This is a genomic window from Mesorhizobium sp. B2-8-1 (assembly GCF_006440955.1).
In the GTDB taxonomy this organism is placed as follows: Bacteria; Pseudomonadota; Alphaproteobacteria; order Rhizobiales; family Rhizobiaceae; genus Mesorhizobium.
In genome coordinates this window covers 268,210-293,623 of record NZ_VFTX01000004.1, presented here as the reverse complement: position 1 = coordinate 293,623, position 25,414 = coordinate 268,210, and the positions used below count along the sequence as shown (strand labels likewise).

At 64.3% G+C, this 25,414-nt stretch carries 28 protein-coding genes; 16 read left to right on the top strand and 12 right to left on the bottom strand.

Translation table 11 applies throughout. The annotated features are described in order from the left end of the window. Nucleotides 1-3: 3 nt before the first annotated feature. The 3 genes from ubiB (at nt 4) to coaBC (ending at nt 3,337) form a co-directional block, all read left to right on the top strand. A complete protein-coding gene (ubiB, locus tag FJ428_RS13255; RefSeq protein ID WP_140879546.1) occupies nt 4-1,578 on the top strand; it encodes a 2-polyprenylphenol 6-hydroxylase in 1,575 nt (524 codons plus the stop codon). A gap of 74 nt (nt 1,579-1,652) precedes the next feature. Next, complete coding sequence (locus FJ428_RS13250) at nt 1,653-1,862, top strand: plasmid stabilization protein (protein WP_140496375.1); 210 nt, start codon at nt 1,653-1,655, stop codon at nt 1,860-1,862. A gap of 2 nt (nt 1,863-1,864) precedes the next feature. After that, a complete protein-coding gene (gene coaBC / locus FJ428_RS13245; protein ID WP_210240544.1) occupies nt 1,865-3,337 on the top strand; it encodes a bifunctional phosphopantothenoylcysteine decarboxylase/phosphopantothenate--cysteine ligase CoaBC in 1,473 nt (490 codons plus the stop codon). Nucleotides 3,338-3,408: 71 nt separating this feature from the next. Here coaBC and FJ428_RS13240 read toward each other — a convergent pair whose 3' ends face one another. Next, the gene (locus tag FJ428_RS13240) at nt 3,409-3,984 is read right to left on the bottom strand and encodes an invasion associated locus B family protein (protein ID WP_140632970.1); all 576 of its coding nucleotides are present in this window, start codon (nt 3,982-3,984) and stop codon (nt 3,409-3,411) included. Nucleotides 3,985-4,351: 367 nt separating this feature from the next. On the opposite strand from FJ428_RS13240, the gene FJ428_RS13235 reads away from it, so the two are divergent. Together FJ428_RS13235 and FJ428_RS13230 are read left to right on the top strand one after the other, a co-directional pair. Then, nucleotides 4,352-4,630, top strand: coding sequence for a hypothetical protein (locus FJ428_RS13235; protein ID WP_224518928.1), 279 nt, complete (start codon nt 4,352-4,354; stop codon nt 4,628-4,630). Between the two features lie 122 nt (nt 4,631-4,752). Beyond that, nucleotides 4,753-5,229 (top strand): NUDIX hydrolase, encoded by a 477-nt coding sequence (locus tag FJ428_RS13230; protein WP_140496381.1) that lies wholly within the window; start codon nt 4,753-4,755, stop codon nt 5,227-5,229. Nucleotides 5,230-5,234: 5 nt separating this feature from the next. On the opposite strand, the gene FJ428_RS13225 is transcribed toward FJ428_RS13230, so the two are convergent. From FJ428_RS13225 to FJ428_RS13205, 5 genes are all read right to left on the bottom strand, one after another. Further along, nucleotides 5,235-6,089 carry a citryl-CoA lyase gene (locus FJ428_RS13225; RefSeq protein WP_140879544.1) on the bottom strand — a complete coding sequence of 285 codons (855 nt, stop codon included), beginning with the start codon at nt 6,087-6,089 and terminating at the stop codon, nt 5,235-5,237. Next, the gene (locus tag FJ428_RS13220; RefSeq protein ID WP_140879543.1) at nt 6,086-7,270 is read right to left on the bottom strand and encodes a CoA transferase; all 1,185 of its coding nucleotides are present in this window, start codon (nt 7,268-7,270) and stop codon (nt 6,086-6,088) included. The genes FJ428_RS13225 and FJ428_RS13220 overlap by 4 nt, the downstream gene beginning before the upstream one ends. Before the next feature lie 15 nt (nt 7,271-7,285). Further along, entirely contained in the window at nt 7,286-8,809 is a 1,524-nt protein-coding gene (locus FJ428_RS13215; RefSeq protein WP_140556474.1) for a tripartite tricarboxylate transporter permease, read from the bottom strand. A gap of 4 nt (nt 8,810-8,813) precedes the next feature. Next, nucleotides 8,814-9,350, bottom strand: a complete 537-nt coding sequence (locus tag FJ428_RS13210; protein WP_140879542.1) for a tripartite tricarboxylate transporter TctB family protein — start codon at nt 9,348-9,350, stop codon at nt 8,814-8,816. A 126-nt stretch (nt 9,351-9,476) separates the two neighbouring features. Then, on the bottom strand, nt 9,477-10,454 hold the full coding sequence (locus FJ428_RS13205; protein ID WP_140496391.1) for a tripartite tricarboxylate transporter substrate-binding protein: 978 nt from the start codon (nt 10,452-10,454) through the stop codon (nt 9,477-9,479). Between the two features lie 183 nt (nt 10,455-10,637). On the opposite strand from FJ428_RS13205, the gene FJ428_RS13200 reads away from it, so the two are divergent. After that, nucleotides 10,638-11,486, top strand: coding sequence for an IclR family transcriptional regulator (locus FJ428_RS13200; RefSeq protein WP_224518921.1), 849 nt, complete (start codon nt 10,638-10,640; stop codon nt 11,484-11,486). Between the two features lie 112 nt (nt 11,487-11,598). Here the strand turns inward: FJ428_RS13200 and FJ428_RS13195 are convergent, their stop codons facing one another. After that, complete coding sequence (locus FJ428_RS13195; protein WP_140556470.1) at nt 11,599-12,138, bottom strand: GNAT family N-acetyltransferase; 540 nt, start codon at nt 12,136-12,138, stop codon at nt 11,599-11,601. 307 nt (nt 12,139-12,445) lie between these two features. On the opposite strand from FJ428_RS13195, the gene FJ428_RS13190 reads away from it, so the two are divergent. The 3 genes from FJ428_RS13190 to FJ428_RS13180 all read left to right on the top strand — a co-directional run bounded on the left by FJ428_RS13190 (nt 12,446) and on the right by FJ428_RS13180 (nt 15,479). Continuing rightward, nucleotides 12,446-13,423, top strand: coding sequence for a tripartite tricarboxylate transporter substrate-binding protein (locus tag FJ428_RS13190; protein WP_140496395.1), 978 nt, complete (start codon nt 12,446-12,448; stop codon nt 13,421-13,423). A 75-nt stretch (nt 13,424-13,498) separates the two neighbouring features. Further along, the gene (locus tag FJ428_RS13185; protein WP_140522495.1) at nt 13,499-13,960 is read left to right on the top strand and encodes a tripartite tricarboxylate transporter TctB family protein; all 462 of its coding nucleotides are present in this window, start codon (nt 13,499-13,501) and stop codon (nt 13,958-13,960) included. A gap of 10 nt (nt 13,961-13,970) precedes the next feature. Continuing rightward, the gene (locus tag FJ428_RS13180) at nt 13,971-15,479 is read left to right on the top strand and encodes a tripartite tricarboxylate transporter permease (protein WP_140879541.1); all 1,509 of its coding nucleotides are present in this window, start codon (nt 13,971-13,973) and stop codon (nt 15,477-15,479) included. Nucleotide 15,480: 1 nt separating this feature from the next. Here the strand turns inward: FJ428_RS13180 and nth are convergent, their stop codons facing one another. After that, complete coding sequence (gene nth / locus FJ428_RS13175; protein WP_140879540.1) at nt 15,481-16,284, bottom strand: endonuclease III; 804 nt, start codon at nt 16,282-16,284, stop codon at nt 15,481-15,483. A 22-nt stretch (nt 16,285-16,306) separates the two neighbouring features. Here nth and FJ428_RS13170 point away from each other — a divergent pair, with 22 nt between their 5' ends. After that, nucleotides 16,307-16,801, top strand: coding sequence for a DUF2244 domain-containing protein (locus FJ428_RS13170; protein ID WP_140879539.1), 495 nt, complete (start codon nt 16,307-16,309; stop codon nt 16,799-16,801). A gap of 45 nt (nt 16,802-16,846) precedes the next feature. Here FJ428_RS13170 and FJ428_RS13165 read toward each other — a convergent pair whose 3' ends face one another. Then, on the bottom strand, nt 16,847-17,662 hold the full coding sequence (locus FJ428_RS13165; protein WP_140558411.1) for a class I SAM-dependent methyltransferase: 816 nt from the start codon (nt 17,660-17,662) through the stop codon (nt 16,847-16,849). A 114-nt stretch (nt 17,663-17,776) separates the two neighbouring features. Here FJ428_RS13165 and FJ428_RS13160 point away from each other — a divergent pair, with 114 nt between their 5' ends. The 4 genes from FJ428_RS13160 (at nt 17,777) to FJ428_RS13145 (ending at nt 21,896) form a co-directional block, all read left to right on the top strand. Further along, nucleotides 17,777-18,655: a bifunctional helix-turn-helix domain-containing protein/methylated-DNA--[protein]-cysteine S-methyltransferase gene (locus FJ428_RS13160; protein WP_140500187.1), complete on the top strand. Its 879-nt coding sequence runs from the start codon at nt 17,777-17,779 to the stop codon at nt 18,653-18,655. 161 nt (nt 18,656-18,816) lie between these two features. Next, on the top strand, nt 18,817-19,722 hold the full coding sequence (locus FJ428_RS13155; protein ID WP_140513751.1) for a ribokinase: 906 nt from the start codon (nt 18,817-18,819) through the stop codon (nt 19,720-19,722). A gap of 9 nt (nt 19,723-19,731) precedes the next feature. Continuing rightward, the gene (locus FJ428_RS13150) at nt 19,732-21,171 is read left to right on the top strand and encodes an amidase (protein ID WP_140879538.1); all 1,440 of its coding nucleotides are present in this window, start codon (nt 19,732-19,734) and stop codon (nt 21,169-21,171) included. 110 nt (nt 21,172-21,281) lie between these two features. Then, on the top strand, nt 21,282-21,896 hold the full coding sequence (locus FJ428_RS13145) for a LysE family translocator (RefSeq protein ID WP_140522507.1): 615 nt from the start codon (nt 21,282-21,284) through the stop codon (nt 21,894-21,896). Nucleotides 21,897-22,069: 173 nt separating this feature from the next. Here the strand turns inward: FJ428_RS13145 and FJ428_RS13140 are convergent, their stop codons facing one another. Continuing rightward, nucleotides 22,070-23,011 (bottom strand): nucleoside hydrolase, encoded by a 942-nt coding sequence (locus FJ428_RS13140; RefSeq protein ID WP_140500193.1) that lies wholly within the window; start codon nt 23,009-23,011, stop codon nt 22,070-22,072. Nucleotides 23,012-23,312: 301 nt separating this feature from the next. Here FJ428_RS13140 and FJ428_RS13135 point away from each other — a divergent pair, with 301 nt between their 5' ends. After that, nucleotides 23,313-23,738, top strand: coding sequence for an Hsp20 family protein (locus tag FJ428_RS13135; RefSeq protein ID WP_013893014.1), 426 nt, complete (start codon nt 23,313-23,315; stop codon nt 23,736-23,738). A 76-nt stretch (nt 23,739-23,814) separates the two neighbouring features. After that, on the top strand, nt 23,815-24,072 hold the full coding sequence (locus FJ428_RS13130) for a DUF1150 family protein (protein ID WP_140558405.1): 258 nt from the start codon (nt 23,815-23,817) through the stop codon (nt 24,070-24,072). 69 nt (nt 24,073-24,141) lie between these two features. On the opposite strand, the gene ptsN is transcribed toward FJ428_RS13130, so the two are convergent. Both ptsN and raiA read right to left on the bottom strand, forming a co-directional pair. Continuing rightward, on the bottom strand, nt 24,142-24,606 hold the full coding sequence (ptsN, locus tag FJ428_RS13125; protein ID WP_135898701.1) for a PTS IIA-like nitrogen regulatory protein PtsN: 465 nt from the start codon (nt 24,604-24,606) through the stop codon (nt 24,142-24,144). 58 nt (nt 24,607-24,664) lie between these two features. Next, nucleotides 24,665-25,243 (bottom strand): ribosome-associated translation inhibitor RaiA, encoded by a 579-nt coding sequence (gene raiA, locus FJ428_RS13120; RefSeq protein ID WP_140500197.1) that lies wholly within the window; start codon nt 25,241-25,243, stop codon nt 24,665-24,667. Between the last annotated feature and the right edge of the window lie 171 nt (nt 25,244-25,414).

Here is a 25,414-nt window from a genome sequence, read left to right as displayed (position 1 = left end):
GGCATGAGCACCGTCAGCGCTGGATTTCGGCTCATGCGGGCCGGCTGGGTGCTTGTGCGCGAGGGCGTCGTCGCCGCTTTGCCCGGCGAGGAACTGTCCGGCCTGCCGAAATTGGGCTGGCGGCTGGCGCGGCTGTTTACCCGCCGCCGCGCGCTCGCCTATGAGCGCAGCGATCGGCTGGCCAAGGCGGTGGTCCGGCTCGGGCCGTCCTATGTCAAGCTTGGCCAGTTTCTGGCGACACGACCCGACGTCGTCGGCAACGACATGGCGCTCGATCTCGCCATGCTGCAGGACAAGATGCACACCTTCCCGACGGCCGAGGCGGTGGCGGCCATCGAGGGCTCGCTCGGGCGCAAGCTCGGCGACTTCTACACGCAGTTCGGCGACCCTGTCGCCGCGGCCTCCATCGCCCAGGTCCATGCCGCTGAAACGGTCGATGGCGGCGTCGTCAGGAAGGTGGCGGTCAAGGTGATCCGGCCGGGCGTGCGCCGCCGCTTCTTCCAGGATCTCGAAAGCTATTTCCTCGCGGCCCGCCTGCAGGAGAAATACATCCCCTCCTCACGCCGGCTGCGGCCTGTGGAGGTGACCGAGACGCTGGCGCAGACCACCAAGATCGAGATGGACCTGCGCCTCGAGGCGGCCGCGCTTTCCGAACTTGGTCAAAGCACCAGGGAGGATCCGGGCTTTCGCGTCCCTTCCGTCGACTGGGAGCGCACCGGCCGCGACGTGCTGACCATGGAATGGGTCGACGGCATCAAGATGAACGACATCGCCGGACTCGCCGCCGCTGGACACGATCTGAGGGCAATCGCGGCCAACCTCATCCAGTCGTTCTTGCGCCATACGCTGCGCGACGGCTTCTTTCACGCCGACATGCATCCGGGCAACCTGTTCGTCGAGGCTGATGGCACGATCGTCGCGGTCGATCTCGGCATTGCCGGCAGGCTCGGCAAGAAGGAGCGCCGGTTCCTCGCCGAAATCCTCTACGGCTTCATCACGCGCGACTATCTGCGCGTCGCCGAGGTTCATTTCGAGGCCGGCTACGTGCCGCGCCAGCACAATGTCGCGGCCTTCGCCCAGGCGATCCGCGCCATCGGCGAGCCGATCCATGGCCAGCCGGCCGAGACCATTTCCATGGCCAAGCTTCTGACGCTGCTGTTCGAGGTGACCGAACTCTTCGACATGGCGACGCGGCCCGAACTGATCCTCCTGCAGAAAACCATGGTGGTGGTCGAGGGCGTGGCGCGCACGCTCGATCCGGCCTTCAACATGTGGAAGACCGCCGAACCCGTGGTCAGCGGCTGGATATCAGGAAATCTCGGGCCAAGCGGCCTGCTGGCCGACGCCCGCGACGGCGGCAAGGCGATGCTGACGCTGATCCGCCAAGCCCCCGAGTTGGCAGCGCGCACCGAGCGGCTGTCGCGCGAGATCGACCTGATGGCCGAGCATGGCCTGCGCTTCGACGAGGCGACGGCCCGCGCCATCGGAAAGGCCGAAGCGCGCTACAACCGCTCCGGCCGCGTGGCGCTGTGGGTGATAGCCCTGACGCTGGTCTATATAGCCTGGAAGCTGCTCTGAGTGACTGCAATGACAGCAATGCGGTCATTGCAGTCGAAAGACGGGATAGCTATATTGTGCGCAGGAGTGCGACTATGGCCAGGATTACTGTCCGGAATCTGGAAGATCATGTCATGCAGCGATTGCGTGAACGCGGTGCCGCGCGCGGCGTTTCCATGGAGCAGGAGGCGCGGGATGTGCTCGCGGCATCAGTGGGGCTTCCGACCACGAAAGGCTTCGATGGTGGACGCCTGACATTTAAGGACGAGGCCAAGGTTCAACCAATGGCAGGGAGGCAAAGTTAGCCATGGGTACCCTGACCATTCGCAATCTCGACGAGGATTTGAAACAAAGACTGCGCGAGCGGGCTGCCCGTCATGGTGTGTCGATGGAGCAGGAGGCAAGAAGTCTGCTGCTCAAGGAAGTGGCGCCCACCTTCAAAGGTGCCGAGGATTTCGTTACGGCGGAGGAGATCCTCGAATTCGGCCGGGAGCTGCAAAAAGCAGATTTTGATCAGAAGAAAGTCGCTGATGATCTCTGGTCCTTCATGAGCCTCTCCGGCAAGCGCATCCTGCTCATCATCGGCGGCGGCATCGCCGCCTACAAGGCACTCGACCTGATCCGCCGTCTGCGTGAAAGGGGTGCGGCGGTGCGCGTGGTCATGACGTCGGCTGCGCGGGAATTCGTCACCACGCTGTCGGCCGGTGCGCTCTCGGCAGACCATGTCTTTACCGATCTCTTCGATCGCAATGACGAGCACGATGTCGGCCATATCAGGCTATCGCGCGAGGCCGATCTGCTAGTCGTGGCGCCCGCCACCGCCGACCTGATGGCCAAGCTCGCCAACGGCCACGCCAATGATCTTGCCTCCACCGTGCTCCTGGCCACCGACAAGCCGGTGCTGATGGCGCCGGCCATGAACCCCAGAATGTGGGCGCATCCGGCGACGCGGCGCAATCGTGCGGCGCTGCACAAGGATGGCATCACCTTCGTTGGCCCCGCCAAAGGCGAGATGGCCGAGAGCAACGAGGCTGGCGAAGGCCGCATGGCCGAGCCGCTGGAGATCGTCGCCGCCATCGAGGCGCTGCTCGATACCGGATCCAAGCCGCTGGCCGGCAAGAAGATCATCGTCACGTCAGGCCCGACGCACGAGCCGATCGACCCCGTTCGCTACATCGCCAACCGATCGTCGGGAAAGCAGGGCCATGCCATAGCGGCGGCATTGGCCAGGCTCGGCGCCGACGTGAGGCTGGTCTCCGGTCCCGTCAGCATCGCCGATCCGGCTGGTGTGAAAACCATCCACGTCGAGCGGGCGCAGGAAATGCGCGATGCCGTGGAACAGCTTCTACCGGCCGATGCGGCGGTATTCGTCGCCGCCGTCGCCGATTGGCGCACCGACAGCCCAGCTGGCGAGAAGATCAAGAAAGCGCCGGGCGAAGGCCCGCCGGTGCTGCGCATGATCGAGAACCCCGACATCCTTGCGGGCGTCGGGCATCACAAGCAGCGGCCGGCGCTGGTGGTCGGCTTCGCCGCCGAGACGCAGGACCTTTTGCGCAACGCCGAAGCCAAGCTGAGGAAGAAGGGCGCCGACTTCATTGTCGCCAACGACGTGTCGCAGACCAGCGGCGTCGGCCCATCCGGTGTGATGGGCGGCGACCGCAACCGTGTTCGCATCGTCTCGAAGACCGGCGTCGAGGAATGGCCCGAGATGAGCAAGGACGAAGTGGCGACCCGGCTCGCCACCCTGATCGCGGAACGGCTGAAAACGACCGCAGCGTGACGAGCTGGACCGTCGGAATTCCTAAAACAAAGGCTTAGCGCAAGCTAGCGATTCTGTCGAACGCTGAACCGCTAGTCGGCAAGAAGCTCGGCCGTCCGGGCAAGCGCACTTCCGAAGCCATTGAGCGGGATGGAGAAGCTAACCGCTTGCCCCGTATCCGCCGCGAAGGCATCGACCTTCAAGGTGGTGCCCGCCTTGAGCACGGGGACGACGTTGGCATCGAACGCCACCGGCACCAGGCAGCCGACGGCTTGGCAAGTGTTGAACTGCAGACTGCCGTCCAGCTTCTGGTCGTCGATCGTCAGGGTGACGCCCTTGGCGAGCGCCAGGCCGAACGGCAAAGCGAGCGTACCGGTCGCGTCTTCGCCCGTCCTGCTCGACAGCTCTATCGCCAGCAGACGCTGGTTGCCTTGCTTGTTGAACTGCTGGTGTGACAGGCTGCATGCCTTGGCCGCGCCCGATATCTGGCAGTTGACCGCCCAGTCGCCATGGGTTTCGGACAGGGCCGATGCGCCGCCGGGCAACTGGGGCTGGTTGGCGGCGGGCGCGGCCGCCGCTTTGTCGCCTTTTGTCTGCGCCGCCGCGGCCGGCAGACCGGCGATGCAGGCAGCCCCCAGCATCGCCAGCAGATACGCGTGCTTCCTCATAAGGACCCCTTTTGCCCGGCTCCATCCCTGAGCCAGCTGGAAGCTGACCCTGAAGGACGCACTGTCGGCGTTCTGTTTGACCGTTTCCTCGAAGGCGCCGTTACATCCGACGGACATGCCGACGCCGTTGACGCCATGGAATTGGAGGCCGGCGTCAGCCCGATAGAGCGGCGAATCGATCGCTTCCGTCAAGTGCGATGCGGGCGGCGGGGCAGATTCTCCTCCGCCGCGAAGGGGGCGCGATCACGCGATTTCCTGTTAATCGGCACTCTGGCGTGGCACGAGGGGACAAACGCACTATATGTAGAGTGAACTTTGTTTGTGCGGGAATGAGCAGATGTTGGCGCTTCGGCCATCAACGGTTTTCATGACGGCGGCATTGGCAGCCGCGACGCTGGCGGGCATCCGTCTGCCTGCTTCCGCGCAGGTGCTCGTTCCCTCCGTCGACAACAACGCGTTGATCCAGCAGAACGATCTGCAGGCCTTGCAAAACCGTGTCCAGCGGCAGCAGTTTCAGCAGCAGCAGCAACAGAATCGGGCTCAGGACCGGGTGATCGTGCAACAGCCCCCGCCCATCGTGCCGCGGGTCAGGCCGAACTGCCAGACGCAGATAATCGGCAACACCGCCGTAAGCACCTGCCGCTGAGGCGGGCTTCTCTTTTATTTAGCCGACTTACATGGTAGGGGCGTTCAGGTGCCCCTGCCGCAGTTTGGGTTTTGTAACGACACCGCGTCACGGTATGGGCACTGCACCGACTGGATTTTCGAATGGCAGCCACCAAGAAAAAGGCCGTGCGCAAGGCCAAGAAGGGCGAGACGATCCGCCAGGTCGCGGCTATCCCTTTTCGGCTGGACCAGCGCGGCGACATCGAGGTCATGCTGGTCACCTCGCGCACCACCAGGCGCTTCATCGTACCCAAGGGCTGGCCGATGAAAGGCAAGAGCGGACGCAAGGCGGCCACCATCGAGGCGCAGGAAGAAGCGGGCGTACTCGGCAAGACCCTGAAGCAGCCGGCGGGCACCTATTCCTATTGGAAGCGGCTGGCCAACCGTTTCGTGCGCGTCGACGTCATCGTCTATCTGTTGGAAGTAACGCAAGAGCTTGCCGACTGGCAGGAAGCCAAACGGCGGCAACGGGCCTGGCTGGCGCCGGCCGATGCGGCCATGCTCATCGACGAACCCGAACTTTCGACGCTGGTAAGGACCTTGAAGCTTCCCCAGCCGGCACAAATCGGCCCTACGTAAAGGCCTCACGCCCCGGCGCCGTCCTCTTCGGGGAGCGATCGCACCGGCGTACCGGCATAGGCCCACAGCCATTCGCGTGGCAGCGGACCTTTGTTCCGCTCGGCTTGCTGCGATTGTTCCCAGGCATGCGCCAGGATGCCGACCGAGCGCGACAGCACGAAAAGCCCGCGCGTCAGCGGTGGCGGAAAGCCAAGCTCGCCGTAAATGACGGCGGTCGCGCCATCGATGTTGAGCGGTATCTTTTTGCCCTTGCGCCGCGCGACCTCCGCCTCGATCGCCTCGGCGATATCGGCGAAGCGGCCATTGATCACGCCGCGCGCGGCAAACTCCCGCGTCAGTTCCATCAGGCGCGGCGCGCGCGGGTCGACCGGATGGAAGCGATGGCCCAGCCCCGGCACGTAGCCCTTTTCCCCGGCAAAGAACCGGTCAAGCCGCCCCGAGACAGCCTCTTTCAGCGTCGTGCCGCCATCGAGCGCCGCGGCAATGTCGCCATAGAAGGCAAGCGCCTGCTCGCCGGCGCCGCCATGGACGTCGCCAAGCACGTTGATGGCCGAAGCCATGGCGCTGTTGATACCGACACCGCAGGTCGCCGCCATGCGGGCGATAGCGATCGACGGCGCCTGCGGCCCATGATCGACGGCCGCGCCCAGCGCAATGCCGAGCAGCGCGGCCTGTTCCTCGCTGGGCAATTCGCCGCGCAGCATCAGCCAGATGACAGCCGGGAAGCTGACGCGGCCGATCAGGTCCTGGATTTCATAGCCGCGCAGCCGGATGACGCCGGGCCGCATTTCGATGATGCCGGTCTGCCACCACTCCTCTGCACGCTCGCGGCCCGTCTTTTGCTCGCTCATATCGCTCATGTGAGTGCCTTTGCCTTGGCTCGCGGCGGCAGGCCGGCGAAAACCTCGTCCATGTGCTCGCCCAGGGCCGGTGGCGGAGAAGCCGGCAATGGAGCCGTACCATCGACCATGAAGCCGCCGCGCAGAACCGTCAGCGGTCTCTCCATGTCAGCCACGCCGTCGAAAGCCCTGGTCATCTGGCGCTCCAGCACCTGCGGTTCGGCCAGCACCTGCGGGATCGTCAGCACCCTGCCCGCCGGCACCCCGGCGCGGTTCAGTTTTTCTTCCCACGCAGCCGCCGGGCCATTCGCCAAGGCCCCCTCGATCTCGATCTTCAGCGCCGCACGGTTCCGCTTGCGCGTCTCGCGCTCGGCAAAGCGTGGATCCGACGCCAGCTCCGGCCGTTCGATAAGCCGGCAAAGTGTTACGAACTGCTCCTGCTTGTTGGCGGCGATGTTGAGCAGACCGTCGCCGGTGCGAAAGGCGCCCGACGGTGCCGCCGTCATGTTCTCATTGCCCATCGGCTTGGGATCGACCCCGGCCGTCAGATAGTTGGAAACCGGCCAGCCAAGCGCCGACAATGTGCATTCAAGCATCGATACGTCCAGGAAGGCACCCTCGCCGCTCGTCTTCTGCCTCACCAGCGCCGAGACGATGGCGAAGGCCCCGACCAATCCGCCCAGCGTGTCGGCGACGGGATAGCCCACCCGCAAGGGTGCCGTCTCCGGCGTGCCGGTGATGCTCATAATGCCCGAAAGGCCCTGGATGATCTGGTCATAGGCCGGATTGTCACGCATCGGCCCGGTCTGGCCGAAGCCCGATATCGCGCAGTAGACAAGGCTGGGGCGGACCGCCTTCAGCGCCTCGTAGCCGAGGCCAAGCCGGCCCATGACGCCGGGGCGGAAATTTTCCACCAGCGCATCGGCGCTGGCGACCAGGTCGAGGAAGCGTTCGCGCTCGGCTTCCTTCTTGAGATCGAGCACGACGGAGCGTTTGCCGGCATTCTGCGCCAGGAACGAAGCGCCCATGCCGGCCTGGTTGAGTTCCGGCGAACCGCCGAGCTGTCGCGCCAGGTCGCCGCCTTGCGGCGCCTCGACCTTGATCACGTCGGCGCCGAGCAGCGCCAGCTGGTAGGCGCAATAGGGCCCGGCCAGGACGTTGGTCAGGTCGAGCACGCGAATGCCGGAAAGCAGGTCTGTCATGTCACTTCAAATCGATCAGGCATCGCCCGGCACATGCTCCGGCCCCCGCAATCGGCGGCGTTCGATGTAGGCCCAGATATGCGGCCCGACCAGGCCGATGAAGGCCAGCGTCAGCAGGGTCAGCGACAGCGGGTGCTTGTAGAACACCGACCAGTCGCCGTTCGAGATCGTCATGGCGCGGCGGAACTGGGTTTCGGCGAGCGGTCCCAGGATCATGCCGATGATGACGGGCGCGGTCGGGAAATCGAAGCGCCGCATCAGGAAGCCGGCAGCACCCAGGAGATAGAGGATGGCGAGGTCGATCGGCGACTGCGAAATGCCGTAGGTGCCGACGGTGGCGAAAACCAGGATGCCGGCATAGAGTTGCGGCGCCGGGATCTTCAGCAGCCGCACCCAAAGCCCGATCAGCGGCAGATTGAGGATGACGAGAATGACATTGGCGATGAACAGGCTGGCGATCAGTCCCCAGACCAGATTGCCTTGTGTCGTCAGAAGCAGCGGGCCTGGATTGATGCCGTAGCTCTGGAAGGCCGAAAGCATGATTGCCGCCGTCGCCGAGGTCGGCAGGCCGAGCGTCAGCATCGGCACCAGCACGCCGGCGGCCGAGGCATTGTTGGCGGCCTCCGGACCGGCTACGCCCTCGATGGCGCCAACCGTGCCGAATTCCTGCTTGTGCTTCGAAAGCTTCTTTTCGATGGCATAGGACAGGAAGGTCGGGATCTCGGCGCCGCCGGCCGGCATGGCGCCGATCGGGAAGCCTATCGCGGCGCCGCGCAACCAGGGCTTCCACGAGCGCCTCCATTCGGCCGCCGTCATGTAGAGCGAGCCCTTCAGCGGCACGATCTCGTCCTTGCCGGCATAACGGCGCGAGGCCATGTAGAGCGTCTCACCGACGGCGAACAGGCCGACGGCGGCGATGATGACGTCGACGCCGTCGAGCAGTTCGGTCATGCCGAAGGTGAAGCGCGGCTGGCCGGTCTGCAGGTCGACCCCGATCATGCCGATAACAAAGCCGGCGAACAGGCTGGTCAAGCCGCGCACCGAGGACGAGCCGAGCACCGCCGAAACCGTGATGAAGGCCAGCACCATCAGCGAGAAATATTCGGCCGGGCCGAAGGCCAGCGCGAACCTGACCACGATAGGCGCCAGGAAGGCGACGCCCAGCGTGCCGAGAGTGCCGGCGACGAAGGAGCCGATCGCCGAGGTGGCAAGTGCGGCGCCGCCGCGCCCGGACCGGGCCATCTTGTTGCCTTCCAGCGCGGTGACGATGGTAGCGCTTTCGCCTGGCGTGTTGAGCAGGATCGAGGTCGTCGAGCCGCCATACATGGCCCCGTAATAGATGCCGGCAAACAGGATGAAGGAGGCCTCCGGCGCAACCTGGTAGGTGATCGGCAGAAGCAGCGCGATGGTCAGCGCCGGTCCGAGGCCGGGCAGCACGCCGATGGCGGTGCCAAGCGTGGTGCCGAGCAGGCACCACAGAAGGTTGACCGGAGTGAAGGCGACGGCGAAACCGTGTGCCAGATGGCCTAGCGTTTCCATGGCGTCAGCCCCTCAGCGTGCTGGTGAACGCATCGATTACCGTATTCAGCTGGTTCTCGATGAAACCGGCGCCGATATTGACGCCGAGCGCCCTGGCGAAGCCGAAATAGGCGGCCAGCGCCAGCACGAGGCCAGTGAGCGCATCGCGCAGCGTATGCCGGCTGCCGAAGCCGTAGCAGACCAGAACGAACATGATGACGGATGCCGCGGTGAAGCCGAGCGGCTGGATCAGGAGCAGGTTGGCGACAAGGCCGATGACGACGAAGCCCATCGCCTTCCAGTCGGTCGGCGTCTCCCTTTCCTCTTCCGGCTGCCAGCCGCCGCGCAGTGCGGCGACGATGAGCAGGAGCGAAAGAACCACCAGCCCGAACATGGTCAGGTAGGGAAAGACGGTCGGGCCGACCTTGGAGTAGAGCGGCGACACCGGGATCGCCAAGGTCTGCCAGGCGACCGCCCCGGCACAGGCCAGAAGCCCGATGCCGATCAGCAGTTCGGGTACGGCGAGGCGCGAGGACGCAGCCTGCTGGTCGCTGGTGCTCATGAATGTCCTCCCAAGACAGCCGGCATCTCACAGCCGGCTTTTATCCTATCTTCATCCCCGGTGGATCGCATGCCCATGCGAACGGCGGGAGGAAAAAGGGCGGACCATGGACCCGCCCCAGGGAAATCAGGCGAGCCCGAGATCCTTGAGGATGGCTTCGATGCGAGCCGTATCCTCGGCAAGGAACTTCGCATAGTCGTCGCCGGTGAGCAGGATGGGCGTCCAGTTGCGGTTCTTGCATTCCGTGGCCCAGGCATCGCTCTTGGCCATGGTCTCGACCAGCGTGATCATCGCCGCCTTATCGGTATCGGAGACGCCGGGGGGTGCGAAGACGCCGCGCCAGTTGAACAGTTCGACGTCGATGCCGGCTTCCTTCAGCGTTGGCGCATCGATGCCCTCCTGCCGCTTGTCGGCGGAAATGGCGAGCAGCCTGAGCGCCCCTGCCTTGACCTGTTCGGAGAACTCGCCAAAGCCGGAAATGCCCGCCGCCACCTGGTTGCCGAGCAGCGCTGACAGCGCCTCGCCGCCGCCCGCGAACGGCACGTAGGACAGGTTTGTCGCCGGCACGCCCGCCGTCTTGGCGATCAGGCCGAACAGGATATGGTCCGAACCGCCGGCCGAGCCGCCGGCGACGGGAACCTTCGTCGGATCCTCTTTAAGCGCGGCGACGAAGTCGGCGGCCGTCTTGAACGGCGAGGCCGCCGGCACCACCAGCGCTTCGAACTCGCCGGTGAGCCGGGCGATCGGCGTGACCTGCGTCAAATTATTGGCAGCCTTGTTGGCGATGATGGCGCCGACCATGACCATGCCGCCGACCATCAGCGAATTGCCCTTGCCGTTCCATTGACTGATGAATTGCGGCAGCCCGACCGTGCCGCCGGCGCCGCCGACATTGGTGATCTGCGAGCCGGAGATCAGCTTCTCGCTGCGCAGCACCTGGTCCATCGTGCGCGCGGTCTGGTCCCAGCCGCCACCGGGCGCCGCCGGCACGAAAATCTGGATCTGCGGCGTGCCTTGGGCAAGAGCGGGAGAAAGACGCGACGCCACCAGCCCGGCGGCCCCCGCGGCAGCGGTGCTCATCAAAAATTTGCGTCTGTTCAGCATGGGATTCCTCCAAATCACGACACCTCCTCCGGTGCCCGCCAAAAACGCGCCTGAAACCAGACCCGTGCTTGAGTTCAAGCAGACTTTACCGCGTTCCGTCAACAGGAACGATATTCTGCTGGACAGAATGCTTGAGCTGCGCGACACAATCGCGCCGCTCGACCTTTGTTCGACTGGGGACCAATGAATTCGGCAGGCAAACCAGCTGGCATCGAAATCCGGAGCGCGTCAGCCGACGGTGTTGCCGCGCTTGACCGGGCCATTGCCATCCTCGATGCATTCACCACGGCGGACCGCTCGCTCAGCCTTTCCGAGATCGCGGCCCGAACCGGCCTCTATAAGAGCACCATTCTGCGCCTGGCCAATTCGCTTTTGCGCGGACAATTGCTCGAGCGCCTGGACGACGGCCGCTACCGCATCGGACCGGCCAGCTTCCGGCTCGGCGCGCTCTATCAGCGGTCGGTCGTGGCGGTCGACATCCTGCTGCCGATCATGCGCGATCTCTGCGAGCTAAGCTGGGAAAGCGTTGCGTTCTATGTCCAGTCGGGAGACGTGCGCACCTGTCTCTATCGCGTCGAGTCCAAGCATCCTATCCGCTATACGATTCGCGAGGGTGACGTCCTGCCGTTGCTGGTGGGCTCCGGCGGGCGTGTGCTGGCGGCGTTTTCCGGACAGCCGGGCGAACCCTACGAAACCATCCGCAAGACCTGCAACTGCCTCGCCATCGGCGACCGCGACCCGCAGACGGCGGGCGTCTCGGCGCCGGTGTTCGGGCCTGGGCGGGTTCTGCTCGGCGCCTTGACCCTGGCCGGCCCGAGCACACGCGTCGACGCGGCCTTCCTGCGGCGCATGCGGCGGCCGCTGCTCGAGGCTGCGGCCCGCGCCACCCGCGCCTTCGGCGAGGATGCCTCGATGCTCGATGAAGCGGCTCGCGAAGCCGCGGTGCAAACGGATAATGCCAGTCCCGGCGCGGTTATCAGGAGCAGACGGCGTTCTCGGATCATTTCGACGCCCTTGCGGAACGACCGCTAATGCATGCCGCCCAAAGGGACCTCGGCTTTGGGAGAACGACGTAAAACAAGAAAGCTAAGCGCAGCGCATGAATCCGTTTCGACGCCGCGCGCTTTAGGCACTTGGCGAGTGCTCAGGCCAACCGCTCCAGCAGGATGGTCGGGGTTTCGTGATAGATGGTCCGCGCCACCTCCCGGTAGCCGCACTTCGTCGCCACGTTCAAGGAAGCGGTGTTTTCGGGGTCGATGATGCAGACGGTTTTGCCACGTCCGAAGGTCTCGTCGCCCCAGCCAAGCACGCGGCTGACGATCTCGGTGGCGAGGCCGGCGCCGTGGGCGGCCGGAGCGAGCGCCCACCCGGCCTCCGGAATGCCCTCTATCGGCGGCTCCATATCGCGCTTGAGGTCGTGAAACCCGGCCTCACCGACGAAACGGCCCGTCGCCTTGTCCTCGATCGCCCAGAAACCGTAGCCGAGCAGCGACCAGAGCCCGGCGTGACGCAGGAAGCGCATCCAGCTCTCTTCTCGCGTGCGCGGCCTGCCGCCGATGAAGCGGGTGACGACCGGATCGGCCCACATGGCGACATAGGCGTCGAAATCCTCCAGCCGGTGCGCTCGCAGGATGGCGCGCGTCGTTTCGATAACCGGAACGCCGCTTGTGTCGTGATGGGTCATGGGTCGCCCTCGCTCAAACCTGCAGCACCTAGCAAATCACCGGCCGCGAGCAAGGGCCAGGCCGGCGCGGATCATCTTCCAGACAGACGGCGCGCGCTTGGCGTGTCTCGATCCAGCCGGGACAGTCGTTCCTCCGATGGTCCGGCCGCGCCTCATGGGCCGCCAGCCAGAACGGTTGCGGATATCAGCACTTTGCCATTTGAGTACGATTGCAATCTGTTAGCCTGCGCTAGTTGTATCCGTGCAGCCGGTGTCGAGGAGAACTCCGCGCGGCGGTTGAAGATTTAAGCTCTGGGAGGAAATCACGATGAGAAGATTTGTCGCCGCTCTGGCTGCCGCCGTGGCCGTCACGCTTTATCCCGTCGCCGCAGGCGCGCAAACCTATCCCGAACGCACCATCACCGTCGTGGTGCCGTTTGCGGCCGGCGGCCCGACCGACACGGTCACGCGTCTTGTCGCGGAAGCCATGTCCAAGGATCTCGGCCAGCAGGTCATCGTCGAGAATGTCGGCGGCGCCGGTGGCACGCTGGGCGCTGGCCGCGTCGCGAAGGCCGAGCCGGACGGTTACACCCTGCTCCTCCATCACATCGGCATGGCCACCAGTGCCACACTCTACCGAAAGCTCGCCTACGACACGCTGAACGCCTTCGAATATGTCGGCCTCGTCACCGAGGTGCCAATGACCATCGTTGGCCGAAAGGACCTCGAGCCGGCCGATTTGAAGGGATTGGTCGAGTACGCCAAGGCCAACAAGGATAGCGTCACCGTAGCCAATGCCGGCATAGGTGCTGCCTCGCATCTCTGCGGCATGCTGTTCATGAGCGCTATCAAGACGCCGCTGGTCACCGTCCCCTACAAGGGCACCGGCCCGGCCATGACCGATCTCCTCGGCGGCCAGGTCGACATCATGTGCGACCAGACGACCAACACCACCAAGCAGATCCAGGGCGGCACGATCAAGGCTTACGCCGTCACCTCGCCGGAGCGCCTCGATGTGCTGCCCGATGTCCCGACGACGACGGAAGCCGGCCTTCCCGACGTGCAGGTCAGCATCTGGCACGGTCTTTATGCCCCCAAGGGCACTCCGGCGGAGATCACCGAACGGCTGTCGAAATCCCTGCAGGTCGCGCTGAAGGACGAGAACGTCGCCGCCCGCTTCGCCGAGCTCGGCACCAGGCCGTCGCCGCAGGCCGACGCGACGCCGGCCGCGCTGAAGGCCAAGCTGGAAAACGAGATCGCGCGCTGGAAGCCGATCATCGAAGCCGCCGGCCAATACGCCGACTGAGTTTTGAACGGGGCGCCGCCGGCGCCCCGTTTTCGCTTCGGTATCGTCGCGCGCCCGCAGCTTGGGAGGAATGTCATGAAGGCTTTCGCAATCGACAGGACGAACGGCACATGCGCTGCGCTGTTCATCGTTTTCGGCGCATTTTTCGCGTTGCAGTCGCTCGGCCTGGAAATCGGCACCGCCTTCCGCATGGGGCCGGGCTATTTCCCGCTGGTGCTGGCGATCGTGCTGATCCTGCTTGGCCTCGTCATCCTCTTCCAGGCGGTGCGATTCGAGGGCGATCCGATCGGCTACATTGCGTGGCGTGGCTCGCTGTTCATCCTTCCCGCTCCGATCTTCTTCGGCCTGACGGTGCGCGGCCTTGGCTTCATTCCGTCAATCTTCCTGACGGCGCTGATCGCATCGTTCGCCAGCGGCCGCATGAAACCGCTGACCGCGTTCGTGCTGTCGGCTGGCCTGACCCTGTTTGCATTTTTCGTCTTCAGCTACGCACTCGGCCTTCCGTTCCGACGCTTTGGCCCATGGCTGCCATTGTGAGGAGATGAGCATGGAGCTCCTCGACAATCTGGCGCTCGGCTTTTCGACCGCTTCATCGCTGACGAACCTTGGTTTCTGCCTGATCGGCGTCCTTCTTGGCACGCTGATCGGCGTCCTGCCTGGAATTGGCGCCACCGCGACCATCGCCATGCTCTTGCCGATCACCTTTCAGATCGGCGACCCGGTTTCCTCCCTCATCATGCTCGCCGGCATCTATTACGGTGCGCAATATGGCGGCTCGACCACGGCCATTCTCATCAACATGCCCGGCGAATCGTCCTCGGCCGTCACGGCGATCGACGGCTATCAGATGGCCAGGAACGGCCGCGCCGGCGCGGCACTCGCGATCGCGGCGATCGGTTCGTTCTTCGCCGGCACGGTGTCGACCTTCCTCGTCGCCATCTTCGCCCCGCCGCTGACCTCGATCGCGCTGGAGTTCGGCGCGGCCGAATATTTTTCGCTGATGGTCGTCGGCCTCGTCTCGTCGGTCGCGCTTGCGCACGGTTCGATCGTCAAGGCGCTGGCGATGGTCGTGCTCGGTCTGTTGCTCGGCATTGTCGGCACCGATATCTACACCGGCACACCGCGCTTCACGCTCGGCATCCCCGAATATGCCGACGGGCTGAATTTCGTCGCCGTGGCGGTCGGCGTCTTCGGCATTGCCGAGATCCTGCGCAACCTCGAGAACGAGCATGAGCGCTCGGTGATGATCCGAAAGGTTTCAGGGCTCATGCCCACCCGCGACGACTTCAGGCGCATGGCGGCGCCCATCGTGCGCGGAACGATCATCGGTTCAGCGCTCGGCATCCTACCGGGAGGCGGCGCGATCCTCGCGGCCTTTGCCTCCTACACGGTCGAGAAGCGCGTGTCGAAAAACCCGGAAAAATTCGGCAAGGGCGCGATCGCAGGCGTCGCCGGGCCGGAATCGGCCAACAATGCCGGCGCGCAGACCTCCTTCATCCCCATGCTGACGCTCGGCATTCCAGCCAATCCGGTCATGGCGCTGATGATCGGCGCGATGATCATCCAGGGCATCGTGCCCGGCCCGAATGTCGCGACCGAACAGCCGGCGCTTTTCTGGGGCATCATCGCCTCCATGTGGATCGGCAACCTGATGCTGATCGTCCTGAACCTGCCGCTGATCGGGCTCTGGGTGAAGCTGCTTACGATCCCCTATTACGTGCTTTTCCCGATCATCATGGCGTTCTGCTCGATCGGCGTTTACAGCGTCAACACCAATGTCTACGACCTCTACGCCGTCGCCTTTTTCGGCTTCCTCGGCTATCTCCTGACCAAACTGCGCTGCGAACCCGCGCCCCTGCTGCTCGGCTTCGTGCTTGGCCCCCTGCTTGAGGAAAATCTCCGCCGGGCCATGATTCTGTCGCGTGGCGATCCCAGCGCCTTCGTGACGAGACCGATCAGCGCCGGCCTGCTCCTCATCGCGCTCGCCGTGCTCGTCATCGTCTTCCTGCCTGCGGTCAAGAAGAAGCGCGAAGAGGTGTTTGTGGAGGAGAGTTAACTTATTGAATTCCGCTCGCTTCCTCGAGCGGAGCGATCTCGACCAGCGGCGCCGGCACGCTGGTCGTCTTTTCCTGCGCCTTGCAGAGGTCGGCGATGACACAGGCCGGGCAATCCGGCTTGCGCGCCTTGCAGACGTAGCGGCCATGCAGGATCAGCCAGTGATGCGCGTGGCGCATATATTCGTCGGGAATGATCTTCAACAGCCCCTGCTCGACCTGTTCGGGCGTCTTGCCGGGCGCCAGTCCTATGCGGTTGCCGATACGGAAGATGTGCGTGTCAACGGCCATCGTGTGCTGGCCGAAGGCCATGTTGAGCACGACATTGGCGGTCTTGCGCCCGACCCCCGGCAATTTGACCAGTTCGTCCCGGCTGTCCGGCACCTCGCCACCATGATCGCGAATCAATGCCTGCGACAGCGCGATGACGTTCTTGGCCTTGTTGCGCCACAGACCGATGGTCCTGATATAGTCGCCGACCCTGGCCTCACCCAGATCGAGCATTTTGCGCGGCGTATCGGCGATCTTGAACAGCGCCCGCGTCGCCTTGTTGACGCCAGCGTCGGTCGCCTGCGCCGACAGCACGACGGCCACCAGCAGGGTGAAGGGGTTTACATGTTCGAGCTCGCCCTTCGGCTCCGGCCGCTGGACGGCAAAGCGCCGGAAAATCTCGTGCACCTCCGCCGGACTGTAGAGCGTTCTGGATCGGGCCGGCCTGGGGCTCGGCTTGGCGTTCGAGCCGTCGCGCCGTCCAGGCAGTGGCTTCTTTTCGGATTGTGCGGGTACTTTGGACTTGGGGCTTGCCATTTCCTTCCTATAATATCCAGATATGAACGACACAAATGCCTCGTTCCAGGCGGACGAACCCTTCTTCAGCGCCTTGCTGACCCCGCACCGGTCGCTGGGCAAGACCGGCTTCGCCGTGCTGATGGGCGCGCTGCTGTTCGGCTGGCTGGTGACCGGGGCTTTTTTCCTGTCGCGCGGCGCTTGGCCGGTTTTCGGCTTCTTCGGTCTGGACGTTGTCGCCGTCTACATTGCCTTCCGCATGAACTACCGTGCCGCCCGCGCCCGCGAGGAGGTGTCGATCTCGCGCACCAGCCTCGATATCCGCAAGACCGCGCCGTCGGGAAAATCGGAAGCGCACCGCTTCAACCCGTTCTGGGCGCGCTTTTCGGTCGCCCGTCACGCCGAAATCGGCATCACCCGGATGGCGGTCGAGGCGCAGGGACAAAACGTGGCGATCGGCGGCTTTCTCGACCCCGATTCCCGCGAAAGCTTCGCCACCGCCTTTTCACGTGCGCTCGCCACCGCCAAGGCGCGCTAGCCGAACAGCTTGCGTCCGGACCGCGTCGAACAAGGGTACGACGTTTCAGAAGCGATAGCGCAAAAGCCTGCCGATCTTGCGCAGTGCGGGAATGTATTTCCAAAGCCGAACGAACAGCTGCGCGGGCCAGCCCATGCGGGCGGCGTGTTCAGGTCCATAGGCCGGAATGTCTTCGATGAATCGCAGCTTCGGGACAGCCAGTTCCAGTTCGCGCGGATCCTCGATCGCCCAGTGGACCTCGGCGCCTGTCGCCCTGATCGCCGGATTGAGGCGCAGCAGCTTCAGGCCGAAACCGCTGTAAGCGTCGAAAATCAGGTCGCCGCCGGCAAGATGTATGACCAGGCGCGAGAACAGGCGGAACCCTTCCTCGGCCGGGAGATAGGGCGTCAGCCCCTCCGCCACCACGATGGCCGGTCGGTTGCGGGGCACTTCAGCCAGCCAGTCCGGCTCTGTTACCGACGAAGCGATGAGGCGATAGCGGTCGCGCGGCGGGTAAAGCTTGCGCCTGAGTTCAATGACTTCCGGATAGTCGACATCGAACCAGTCCACGCCTGGCGGCGGATCGACCCGGAAGATGCGCGTGTCGAGCCCGCACCCCAGATGCAGCACGATGGCATCAGGATTTCTGGCCAAAAACTCCTCGACGCGGACGTCCAGCGTCTTTGCCCTGATCGCCAGGCCGATGCCGAGATTGCTGTCGACCTTGAGTCTTGAGAAATCATAGTCGATCTTACGCACCGCCTCGTCGGCGAAACGATCCCCAAGCAGCGAATGGGGCATCCGGCTTTCCAGCGCCTTGCCGTAGAGCGTCATCAGCAAGGTTTCTTTCGCGCCGGCGAGATTTACCTTTTCACCCGCCATGGCGACTCCTGGGCTCGAAAACCAGAGTTTATCTGGGTATGCGCCGCAAGAAGGCAAGTTTCGGGTGGTGATCGGCGCCCCAAGGGCTGATATTCCGGCTCAAGGAGAAGTCCCATGAGTACACAGACAGCAGTCCTCAAGAAGGACATCACGCCCGAAGGCAGCGACTACGAAATCGTGCGCCGCGCCATCGAGAAGATCAGCCTCGACTATCGCGACCAGCCTTCCCTCGAGGAGCTTGCAGAGGAGGTCGGCGAGACGCCGACCGGCCTGCAGAAGCTGTTCACACGCTGGGCCGGCCTTTCGCCCAAGGCTTTCCTGCAGGCGGTGACGCTGGACCATGCCCGCAGGCTGCTCGATTCCGGCATGCCGCTGCTTGAAACATCGTTCGAGCTCGGCATGTCCGGCCCCGGCCGGCTGCACGACCTGTTCGTCACCCATGAGGCGATGTCGCCGGGCGACTACAAGACGCGCGGCGCCGGGCTCACCATCCGCTATGGCTATCATAGCTCGCCATTCGGCACCGCCCTGATCATGGCCACCGACCGCGGGCTTGCCGGCCTCGCCTTTAGCGATCCGGGCGAGGAACGCGCCGCTTTCGCCGATATGTCCAGCCGCTGGCCGAATGCCGTCTATGTCGAGGACATGGCCGCGACCGGTCCCTACGCCGCACGCATCTTCGACCCGACGCTGTGGCGCCCGGACCAGCCGCTGCATGTCGTGATGATCGGCACCGACTTCCAGGTTCGCGTCTGGGAGGCCTTGCTCCAGATTCCGATGGGCAAGGCTCGCACCTATTCCTCGATTGCCGCCAGCATCGGCGCGCCGAGCGCCAGCCGCGCCGTCGGCGCCGCCAACGGCGCCAACCCGCTCTCCTTCGTGGTGCCTTGCCACCGCGCCATCGGCAAATCCGGCGACCTCACCGGCTACCACTGGGGCCTGACCCGCAAGCGCGCCATTCTGGGCTGGGAGGCTGGACAGGTCACCTCTTGAAATCGGGAACGCCGGCAACTTCCGCCGGCATTGTCACGTGGAAAACGACGACGCCCCGCTGACTCGCATGACGCGGCACCGCAGCGCTTGCCATATCGGCATGCACTGGAAAGCAACGATCTTACAGGATAGCTTCCCGCTCATTCATGAGGAGGCATTCCTTGATCATCGTCGTCGGCTCGATCAATCTCGACCTTATTGCCAATGTCGACCGCTTGCCGAGCCCTGGCGAGACGGTGAGCGGCTCCGGTTTCGCCACCGCGCCCGGTGGCAAGGGCGCCAACCAGGCGTTGGCCGCCGCGCGCGCCGGCGCCAAGGTGCGCATGGTGGGAGCCGTCGGCAAGGATAGTTTCGCCGGCGAGGCCCTGGCGCTGCTGCGCCAGGCCAAGGTGGATCTGTCTGGCGTGGGCGAAACTTTTGCCTCGACGGGCACCGCGCTGATCATGGTCGGCGACGATGGCGAGAACATTATCGCCGTGGTGCCGGGTGCCAACGCCTCGGTGCTGCCCGGCGACCTGGCCAAGGCCTTCCCCCGAAAAGGCGATGTCGTGCTCCTGCAACACGAGATCCCGCTTGCGACCGTCGAAGCCGCGCTCGATCAGGCAAGCGCGGCCGGTGCCGTCACCGTGCTCAACACCGCACCCTTCCATCGCGACGCGGCCGGCTTACTCGGCAAGGCCGACTATGTCGTCGCCAACGAGACCGAGTTCGACCTGTATGGCGAGGTGCTGTCGCTGAGCGGGCGCGACCACGCGGCACGGATGCGCGACTTTGCCGGGAAAACCGGCCGCACCATCGTCGTCACGCTCGGCGGCGACGGCGTGATGGCGGCGACGCCGACCGATTCCCTGACGGTTCCCGCATTGAAGATCACCCCGGTCGACACGGTTGGTGCAGGCGACACCTTTTGCGGCTATTTCGCCGCCGGCCTGTCGTCGGGCCTGCCCCTCGAACAGGCGCTCGCCCGGGCCGGCGCGGCCGGCTCGCTGGCATGCCTGAAGCCGGGCGCCCAGCCGGCCATCCCGTTGGCCGCCGATGTCGACCAGGCACTCCTGAAATCCCGCTGAGACGACAGAATGCGCCCCCAGACAAAGCATGCCGCGCCACCGGCCGGCGACATCTGCCGCCTGTCTGCCGTCGAACTGGCCGACGCGATCCGGCAAAGGAAACTTTCGGTACGTGAGGTCGTGACGGCATTCCTCGACCGCGTCGAAGCCGTCAACCCGCTCGTCAACGCCATCGTTTCCTTGCGCGATCGTAGCGATATCCTGCGCGAGGCCGACGCAGCCGATGCCCGTCCGGACCGGGCCGGTGCGCTCTTCGGCCTGCCGATCGCGGTCAAGGATCTCGCAATGACCCGCGGCCTGCGCACCTCCTTCGGCTCGCCGATCTTCGCCGATTTCGTGCCGCAGGAGGACGATTTCTTCGTCGAGCGCATGCGCAAGGCCGGCGCCATCATCATCGGCAAGACCAACGTTCCCGAATTCGGCCTCGGCTCCAACACCTACAATCCCGTGTTCGGCCCGACGCTGAACGCCTTTGATCCAGATTTGAGCGCCGGCGGCTCGAGCGGCGGCGCCGCGGTGGCGCTGGCGCTGGACATGGTGCCCGTCGCCGACGGCAGCGACTTCGGCGGCTCGTTGCGCAATCCAGCCGCCTGGAACAATGTCTATGGTTTCCGGCCATCGCAGGGGCTCGTCCCCGGCGGCCCGGACGTCGAGGTCTTTCATGCCCAGATGGGCGTCGATGGGCCGATGGGTCGCAATGTCGGCGACATGGCGCTGCTGCTCGACGTGCAGGCGGGCCATCATCCGCGCGCACCCTTGTCCTATGAGAAACAAGGCTCCTTCCTCGAAGGCCTGCATATGCCCGCCAAAGGCGGCCGTGTCGCCTGGCTCGGCGATCTGGGCGGGCATTTGCCCATGGAGCCCGGCATCCTCGAGCTCTGCCAGGCCGCGCTCGACCGCTTCGGGGAGGCCTCGTTCAAGGCCGAGGCACTGGTGCCGGATTTTGATTTCGAGGCCTTGTGGCAGGCCTTCGTGACGTTGCGCCAGGCAAGCAGCGGCTGCGCGCTGAAAGTGCATTATGACGATCCTGCCAGGCGCGCCCTGTTGAAGCCCGAAGCCGTCTGGGAGGTGGAGAACGCGCAACTCCTGACGGCGCCTCGGATTCGCGCCGCCTCGGTCGTCCGGACGTCCTGGTACCGGACGCTGCTGTCGCTGTTCGACCGCTTCGACCTGATTGCATTGCCGACCGCGCAAGTCTTTCCGTTCGACGTCGGCACCCATTGGCCGCGCGAGATCGCCGGCCGGCCGATGGACAGCTATCACCGCTGGATGCAGGTTTCGGCGCCCGCCGCCATGGGCGGCTGCCCGGCCGTCAGCGTGCCGGTCGGCTTCGACGCCAGAGGCCGGCCGATGGGCATGCAACTGATCGGCCGGCCGCGTGGCGACATGGCTGTGCTGAAGGCGGCGGCGGCCTATGAGACGACACTGCCGTGGCCGTCCGGCGCCTGAATCCGGTGCATCTGCGTATCGCGCGGCTCCATGTGCCGGCTTGCACCGGCATCGCCGCCATGCATTGATTGTGGCGCCGCACAGGCGGCATTCTGCCCGAGGGAAAAATCATGTCGCTGGAACTCTATGCCGCCTATGTCCTTGCGTGCGTCGTCATCATCCTGGTGCCAGGGCCGACGGTCACGCTGATCATCGCCAACAGCATCCGTCATGGCTCCCGCGCCGGCCTGGCCAATGTCGCCGGCACGCAGGCCGGCCTGGCGGTCATGATCGCCATCGTCGGCATCGGCCTCAACACGCTGATATCGGGTATGGGGCACTGGTTCGAATGGGTGCGGCTGATCGGTGCCGCCTACCTGATCTGGATGGGCGTGCAGATGTTCCGGTCCAAGGGCAAGCTGAACGCCGACGGAACGGCGCGGAAGCCGCGCGGCGGCTTTTTCGTGCAGGGCCTGCTGGTAGCGCTCAGCAACCCGAAGACGCTGATCTTCTTCGGCGCCTTCTTTCCGCAATTCATCGCGCCGCAAGGCAATTATTCGCTGCAGATCGCCGTCATGGGCCTCACCGCCATGATCTTCGCCGCCATGTCGGATTCGACTTATGCGCTGGCCGCCGGCCGCGCCGGTCGCATCCTGTCCGCCCGCCGCGTCAAGCTCCTGTCCAGGATCAGCGGCAGCTTCATGATCGGCGGCGGCCTGTGGCTGGCGTTTTCACGGTCGAAGTGAGCACCGCCGCCTTTCCTTCCCCCTTGTGGGGGAAGGTGGATCGGCGCGCAACGCCGAGATGGTTGAGGGGTGCGTGACGGAGTGAGGCGTCGGCGTTCCCCGGAACACCCCTCATCCGACCTCGCTTCGCGAGGCCGCCTTTTCCCGCGAGGGGAGAGGGTAAGGAGGCGGATTTAAAGCCGCCCCAGCCGTTCCAGCAACAGCGCGAAGAAGCCGTCATGGTCGATGTCGCCCATCACCTTGGCGTTCTTTTCCCGCTTGGTGACGCCCCACCAGTCGATCACGGTCATGCCCATGGTCAGTTCCGAGCTGGTTTCCACGCTGACATTGCAGTTACGGCCTTTGAACAGCTCCGGTTTCAACAGGTAGGCGATGACGCAGGGGTCATGCAGCGGCCCGCCATCGGTGCCGTATTTCTCCTCGTCGAAACGCTCGAAAAACTCCAGCATCTCGGCCGTTGCGGTACCGACCTTGGTGCCGAGCTTGCGAAAGGCCTGGGTGCGCTTGGCGGTGGTCAGCGCCTTGTGGGTGACGTCGAGCGGCATCAGCACGATCGGAATGCCGGATTTCAACACCACCTCGGCCGCGTGCGGATCGACATAAATGTTGAATTCGGCCGCCGGCGTGACATTGCCGCCTTCGAAGAAGCCACCGCCCATCAGGATGATTTCCTTGATGCGCGGCGCGATCTTCGGCTCGCGGATCAGCGCCAGCGCGATATTGGTGAGCGGCCCGAGAGCGCACAGCGTGATGCTGCCGCTCTCTTCCTTCATCAGCGTCTCGACGATGAAATCGACGGCGTACTTATCCTGCAGCTTCATCGTCGGTTCGGGCAATTGTGGCCCGTTGAGGCCAGTTTGGCCATGCACCGCCTCGGCCGTAACCAGTTCACGCGCCAGCGGACGGACGGCGCCGGCATAGACCTTGATGTCGGGTCGGCCGGCCAGTTCGCAGATCTTGCGGGCGTTCTTTTCGGTAAGGTTCAGCGGCACGTTGCCGGCTACGGCTGATATGCCGACGATCTCCAGCTCGGGGCTGCCAAGCGCCAGCAATATGGCGACGGCATCGTCCTGGCCAGGATCCGTGTCGATGATGATCTTGCGTGTTTGGGGCATTTCAATTCCTTGTTTGGCCATGAGCTCATGCGTCCGAGCGAGCATGCGAAACGCACCGAACCGGCCTTGAGCTGCCGAACCGCTCCGCCCGGGGGACGAATCCCGGCGCAGCGCTTCTCCTTGCATCTCACTGCCGTTTCAAGCGCCATGTCGATCATTCTTGTGAGTCCACGACGTGGTCTTTTTGGGCGGGTGTTTTGATGGCTTGAACTTGGTCGTGGGGCGGACCATATCAAGACCATCGGGAAAAATGCCATCTGGGTTTTTCCAGTTTATGTCGCTCTTGAGAGGACAATGTAACATGAGCCGAATGACGCCTTTCTCCAGCCCGCTTCTCCTGGGTTTCGACGCCATGGAAAAGACGCTGGAGCGCCTGGCGAAATCCGGTGACAGCTATCCTCCTTACAACATCGAGCGGCTCAGCGGCGCCGACGGCAAGGCCGAAAGGCTGCGCATCACGCTCGCTGTCGCCGGTTTCGCCGAAAGCGATCTCGATGTCACCACGGAGGAAAACCAGTTGGTCGTGCGCGGTCGTCAGACCGACGATACCGAGCGCGAATTTCTTCACCGCGGCATCGCCGCACGCCAATTCCAGCGCTGCTTCGTGCTGGCCGACGGCATGCGGGTGATTGCGGCGGAGCTGAAGAACGGCCTTTTGTCGATCGATCTCGATCGGCCCGAGTCCGAGCGGCTGGTACGGAAAATAAACATATCGGTGAAAGACTGATCTTTGCCGATGGCTCTCATGCGGGATGGCCTACTGCCCAGAACCAGGGCGGCGTCTCGCGCCAAGGAGGCTTGAAATGACCAGAATTGACCAAAATCCCACCATGACCAGCGGTGAATTCGCCCATCTCGGCGAGGGCTCGGTCGCTTATCTGCGCAAGGTAACGAGCGAGGAACTGCTCGGCCGTTTCCCGGGCATTGGCGAAATCGCGCCCGGCATGGAATTGTGGGCGCTGTTTGCCGCCAACGGCCAGCCGATCCTGCTTTCGGATGCGCGCGATCGCGCGCTGGCCGGCGCCATGGAAAACGACCTGACCACGGTCGCCATTCATTAAGGCGATTTTCCGCTGAAAACGAACGGGGCCGCCCGTGGCGGCCCTCGACCATCGTTTATCCAGAAAACGTCAGGCCGCGTGCGAGGCCTGGGTGTCCGATAAAAGCGCGTGGATTGCCACGGCGTCGCGCGTTCCCCTGATCTTGGCCACTGTATCGGCGTCGCGCAGCACCCGCGCGATGCGCGACAGCGCCTTCAGATGATCGGCGCCGGCCCCTTCAGGGGCCAGCAGCAGGAACACCAGGTCGACCGGCTGGTCGTCGAGCGCCTCGAAATCGACCGGCGTCTCCAGGCGGGCGAACACGCCGGCGATGCGCTTCACGCCGGCCAGCTTGCCGTGCGGAATGGCGATGCCGTTGCCGACCCCGGTCGAGCCGAGCCGCTCGCGCTGCAGGATGGTGTCGAACACTTCCCGCTCCGGAATGCCGGAAATCGCGGCCGCCCTCTCCGACAGCAATTGCAGAAGCTGCTTCTTGGAGTTCGCCTTCAACGCCGGCAATATCGCCGGAACGTTGATGAGATCGCTCAGATCCATACTTGAAAATCCCTTGTTCGCCTGCCGTCACCAGTCCCCACCCCTCGTGCGGCCGGTTTTATCCCTGTGCGACCTTGGTCGTGGACGGATCGATCCAGCCGATGTTCCCATCCGGCCGGCGATAGACGATGTTGACGTGATTGTTTCCGGCGTTGCGGAAGACGAAGACCGGACTGTCCTTTGTGTCGAGTTCTATGACCGCCGACGCCACCGACATGGTCTTCAGCGTCATGGTCGATTCGGCGACGATGGCCGGCGCAAAATCCTCCGGAATGTCCTCGTCGTCATCGGCGAGTGGCGCCATCACCGTGTAGGCGATATCGGTGAGCTCGCCATTGCCCGAATTGTGCGATTTCAGCCGGCGCTTGTAGCGCCGAAGCCGGGTTTCCAGACGATCCGCCGCGGCCTCGAAAGCCAGCGTCGGGTCCTGGGCATCGCCGGTCGCCTGCAGCGAAGCGCCGGAATCCAGCCGGATCATGCAATCCGCCGAATAGCGCGAGCCCGATTTGATGACGGTGACATGTCCGGCAAAGCCGCGGTCGAAATATTTGCCGATCGCCTCGCCGACACGATCGTTGATGCGCGTACGGAACGCATCGCCGATATCCATGTGTTTTCCCGATATGCGCAGATTCATCTGAAAACTGACCTTCCTTGCTCAGGCTTCAAACTGGCCGGAGTTTATACTCGTGGTCCGTGCGCACAAGCTTTGCGGCGTGACTCGCGCCGATTTAAATCCAAACTTTCCGGTTGATCACAAGCCGCCTTCTTGACCATCCCTAGGCCATTGTCGTGACGGACCATCCGC

What these genes read in the sequence shown, in the direction of transcription:
- ubiB (WP_140879546.1), top strand. Translation starts at nt 4, where the DNA reads ATGAGCACCGTCAGCGCTGGATTTCGGCTCATGCGGGCCGGCTGGGTG.
- FJ428_RS13250 (WP_140496375.1), top strand. Translation starts at nt 1,653, where the DNA reads ATGGCCAGGATTACTGTCCGGAATCTGGAAGATCATGTCATGCAGCGA.
- coaBC (WP_210240544.1), top strand. Translation starts at nt 1,865, where the DNA reads ATGGGTACCCTGACCATTCGCAATCTCGACGAGGATTTGAAACAAAGA.
- FJ428_RS13240 (WP_140632970.1), bottom strand. Translation starts at nt 3,984, where the DNA reads ATGAGGAAGCACGCGTATCTGCTGGCGATGCTGGGGGCTGCCTGCATC.
- FJ428_RS13235 (WP_224518928.1), top strand. Translation starts at nt 4,352, where the DNA reads ATGACGGCGGCATTGGCAGCCGCGACGCTGGCGGGCATCCGTCTGCCT.
- FJ428_RS13230 (WP_140496381.1), top strand. Translation starts at nt 4,753, where the DNA reads ATGGCAGCCACCAAGAAAAAGGCCGTGCGCAAGGCCAAGAAGGGCGAG.
- FJ428_RS13225 (WP_140879544.1), bottom strand. Translation starts at nt 6,089, where the DNA reads ATGAGCGATATGAGCGAGCAAAAGACGGGCCGCGAGCGTGCAGAGGAG.
- FJ428_RS13220 (WP_140879543.1), bottom strand. Translation starts at nt 7,270, where the DNA reads ATGACAGACCTGCTTTCCGGCATTCGCGTGCTCGACCTGACCAACGTC.
- FJ428_RS13215 (WP_140556474.1), bottom strand. Translation starts at nt 8,809, where the DNA reads ATGGAAACGCTAGGCCATCTGGCACACGGTTTCGCCGTCGCCTTCACT.
- FJ428_RS13210 (WP_140879542.1), bottom strand. Translation starts at nt 9,350, where the DNA reads ATGAGCACCAGCGACCAGCAGGCTGCGTCCTCGCGCCTCGCCGTACCC.
- FJ428_RS13205 (WP_140496391.1), bottom strand. Translation starts at nt 10,454, where the DNA reads ATGCTGAACAGACGCAAATTTTTGATGAGCACCGCTGCCGCGGGGGCC.
- FJ428_RS13200 (WP_224518921.1), top strand. Translation starts at nt 10,638, where the DNA reads ATGAATTCGGCAGGCAAACCAGCTGGCATCGAAATCCGGAGCGCGTCA.
- FJ428_RS13195 (WP_140556470.1), bottom strand. Translation starts at nt 12,138, where the DNA reads ATGACCCATCACGACACAAGCGGCGTTCCGGTTATCGAAACGACGCGC.
- FJ428_RS13190 (WP_140496395.1), top strand. Translation starts at nt 12,446, where the DNA reads ATGAGAAGATTTGTCGCCGCTCTGGCTGCCGCCGTGGCCGTCACGCTT.
- FJ428_RS13185 (WP_140522495.1), top strand. Translation starts at nt 13,499, where the DNA reads ATGAAGGCTTTCGCAATCGACAGGACGAACGGCACATGCGCTGCGCTG.
- FJ428_RS13180 (WP_140879541.1), top strand. Translation starts at nt 13,971, where the DNA reads ATGGAGCTCCTCGACAATCTGGCGCTCGGCTTTTCGACCGCTTCATCG.
- nth (WP_140879540.1), bottom strand. Translation starts at nt 16,284, where the DNA reads ATGGCAAGCCCCAAGTCCAAAGTACCCGCACAATCCGAAAAGAAGCCA.
- FJ428_RS13170 (WP_140879539.1), top strand. Translation starts at nt 16,307, where the DNA reads ATGAACGACACAAATGCCTCGTTCCAGGCGGACGAACCCTTCTTCAGC.
- FJ428_RS13165 (WP_140558411.1), bottom strand. Translation starts at nt 17,662, where the DNA reads ATGGCGGGTGAAAAGGTAAATCTCGCCGGCGCGAAAGAAACCTTGCTG.
- FJ428_RS13160 (WP_140500187.1), top strand. Translation starts at nt 17,777, where the DNA reads ATGAGTACACAGACAGCAGTCCTCAAGAAGGACATCACGCCCGAAGGC.
- FJ428_RS13150 (WP_140879538.1), top strand. Translation starts at nt 19,732, where the DNA reads ATGCGCCCCCAGACAAAGCATGCCGCGCCACCGGCCGGCGACATCTGC.
- FJ428_RS13145 (WP_140522507.1), top strand. Translation starts at nt 21,282, where the DNA reads ATGTCGCTGGAACTCTATGCCGCCTATGTCCTTGCGTGCGTCGTCATC.
- FJ428_RS13140 (WP_140500193.1), bottom strand. Translation starts at nt 23,011, where the DNA reads ATGCCCCAAACACGCAAGATCATCATCGACACGGATCCTGGCCAGGAC.
- FJ428_RS13135 (WP_013893014.1), top strand. Translation starts at nt 23,313, where the DNA reads ATGAGCCGAATGACGCCTTTCTCCAGCCCGCTTCTCCTGGGTTTCGAC.
- FJ428_RS13130 (WP_140558405.1), top strand. Translation starts at nt 23,815, where the DNA reads ATGACCAGAATTGACCAAAATCCCACCATGACCAGCGGTGAATTCGCC.
- ptsN (WP_135898701.1), bottom strand. Translation starts at nt 24,606, where the DNA reads ATGGATCTGAGCGATCTCATCAACGTTCCGGCGATATTGCCGGCGTTG.
- raiA (WP_140500197.1), bottom strand. Translation starts at nt 25,243, where the DNA reads ATGAATCTGCGCATATCGGGAAAACACATGGATATCGGCGATGCGTTC.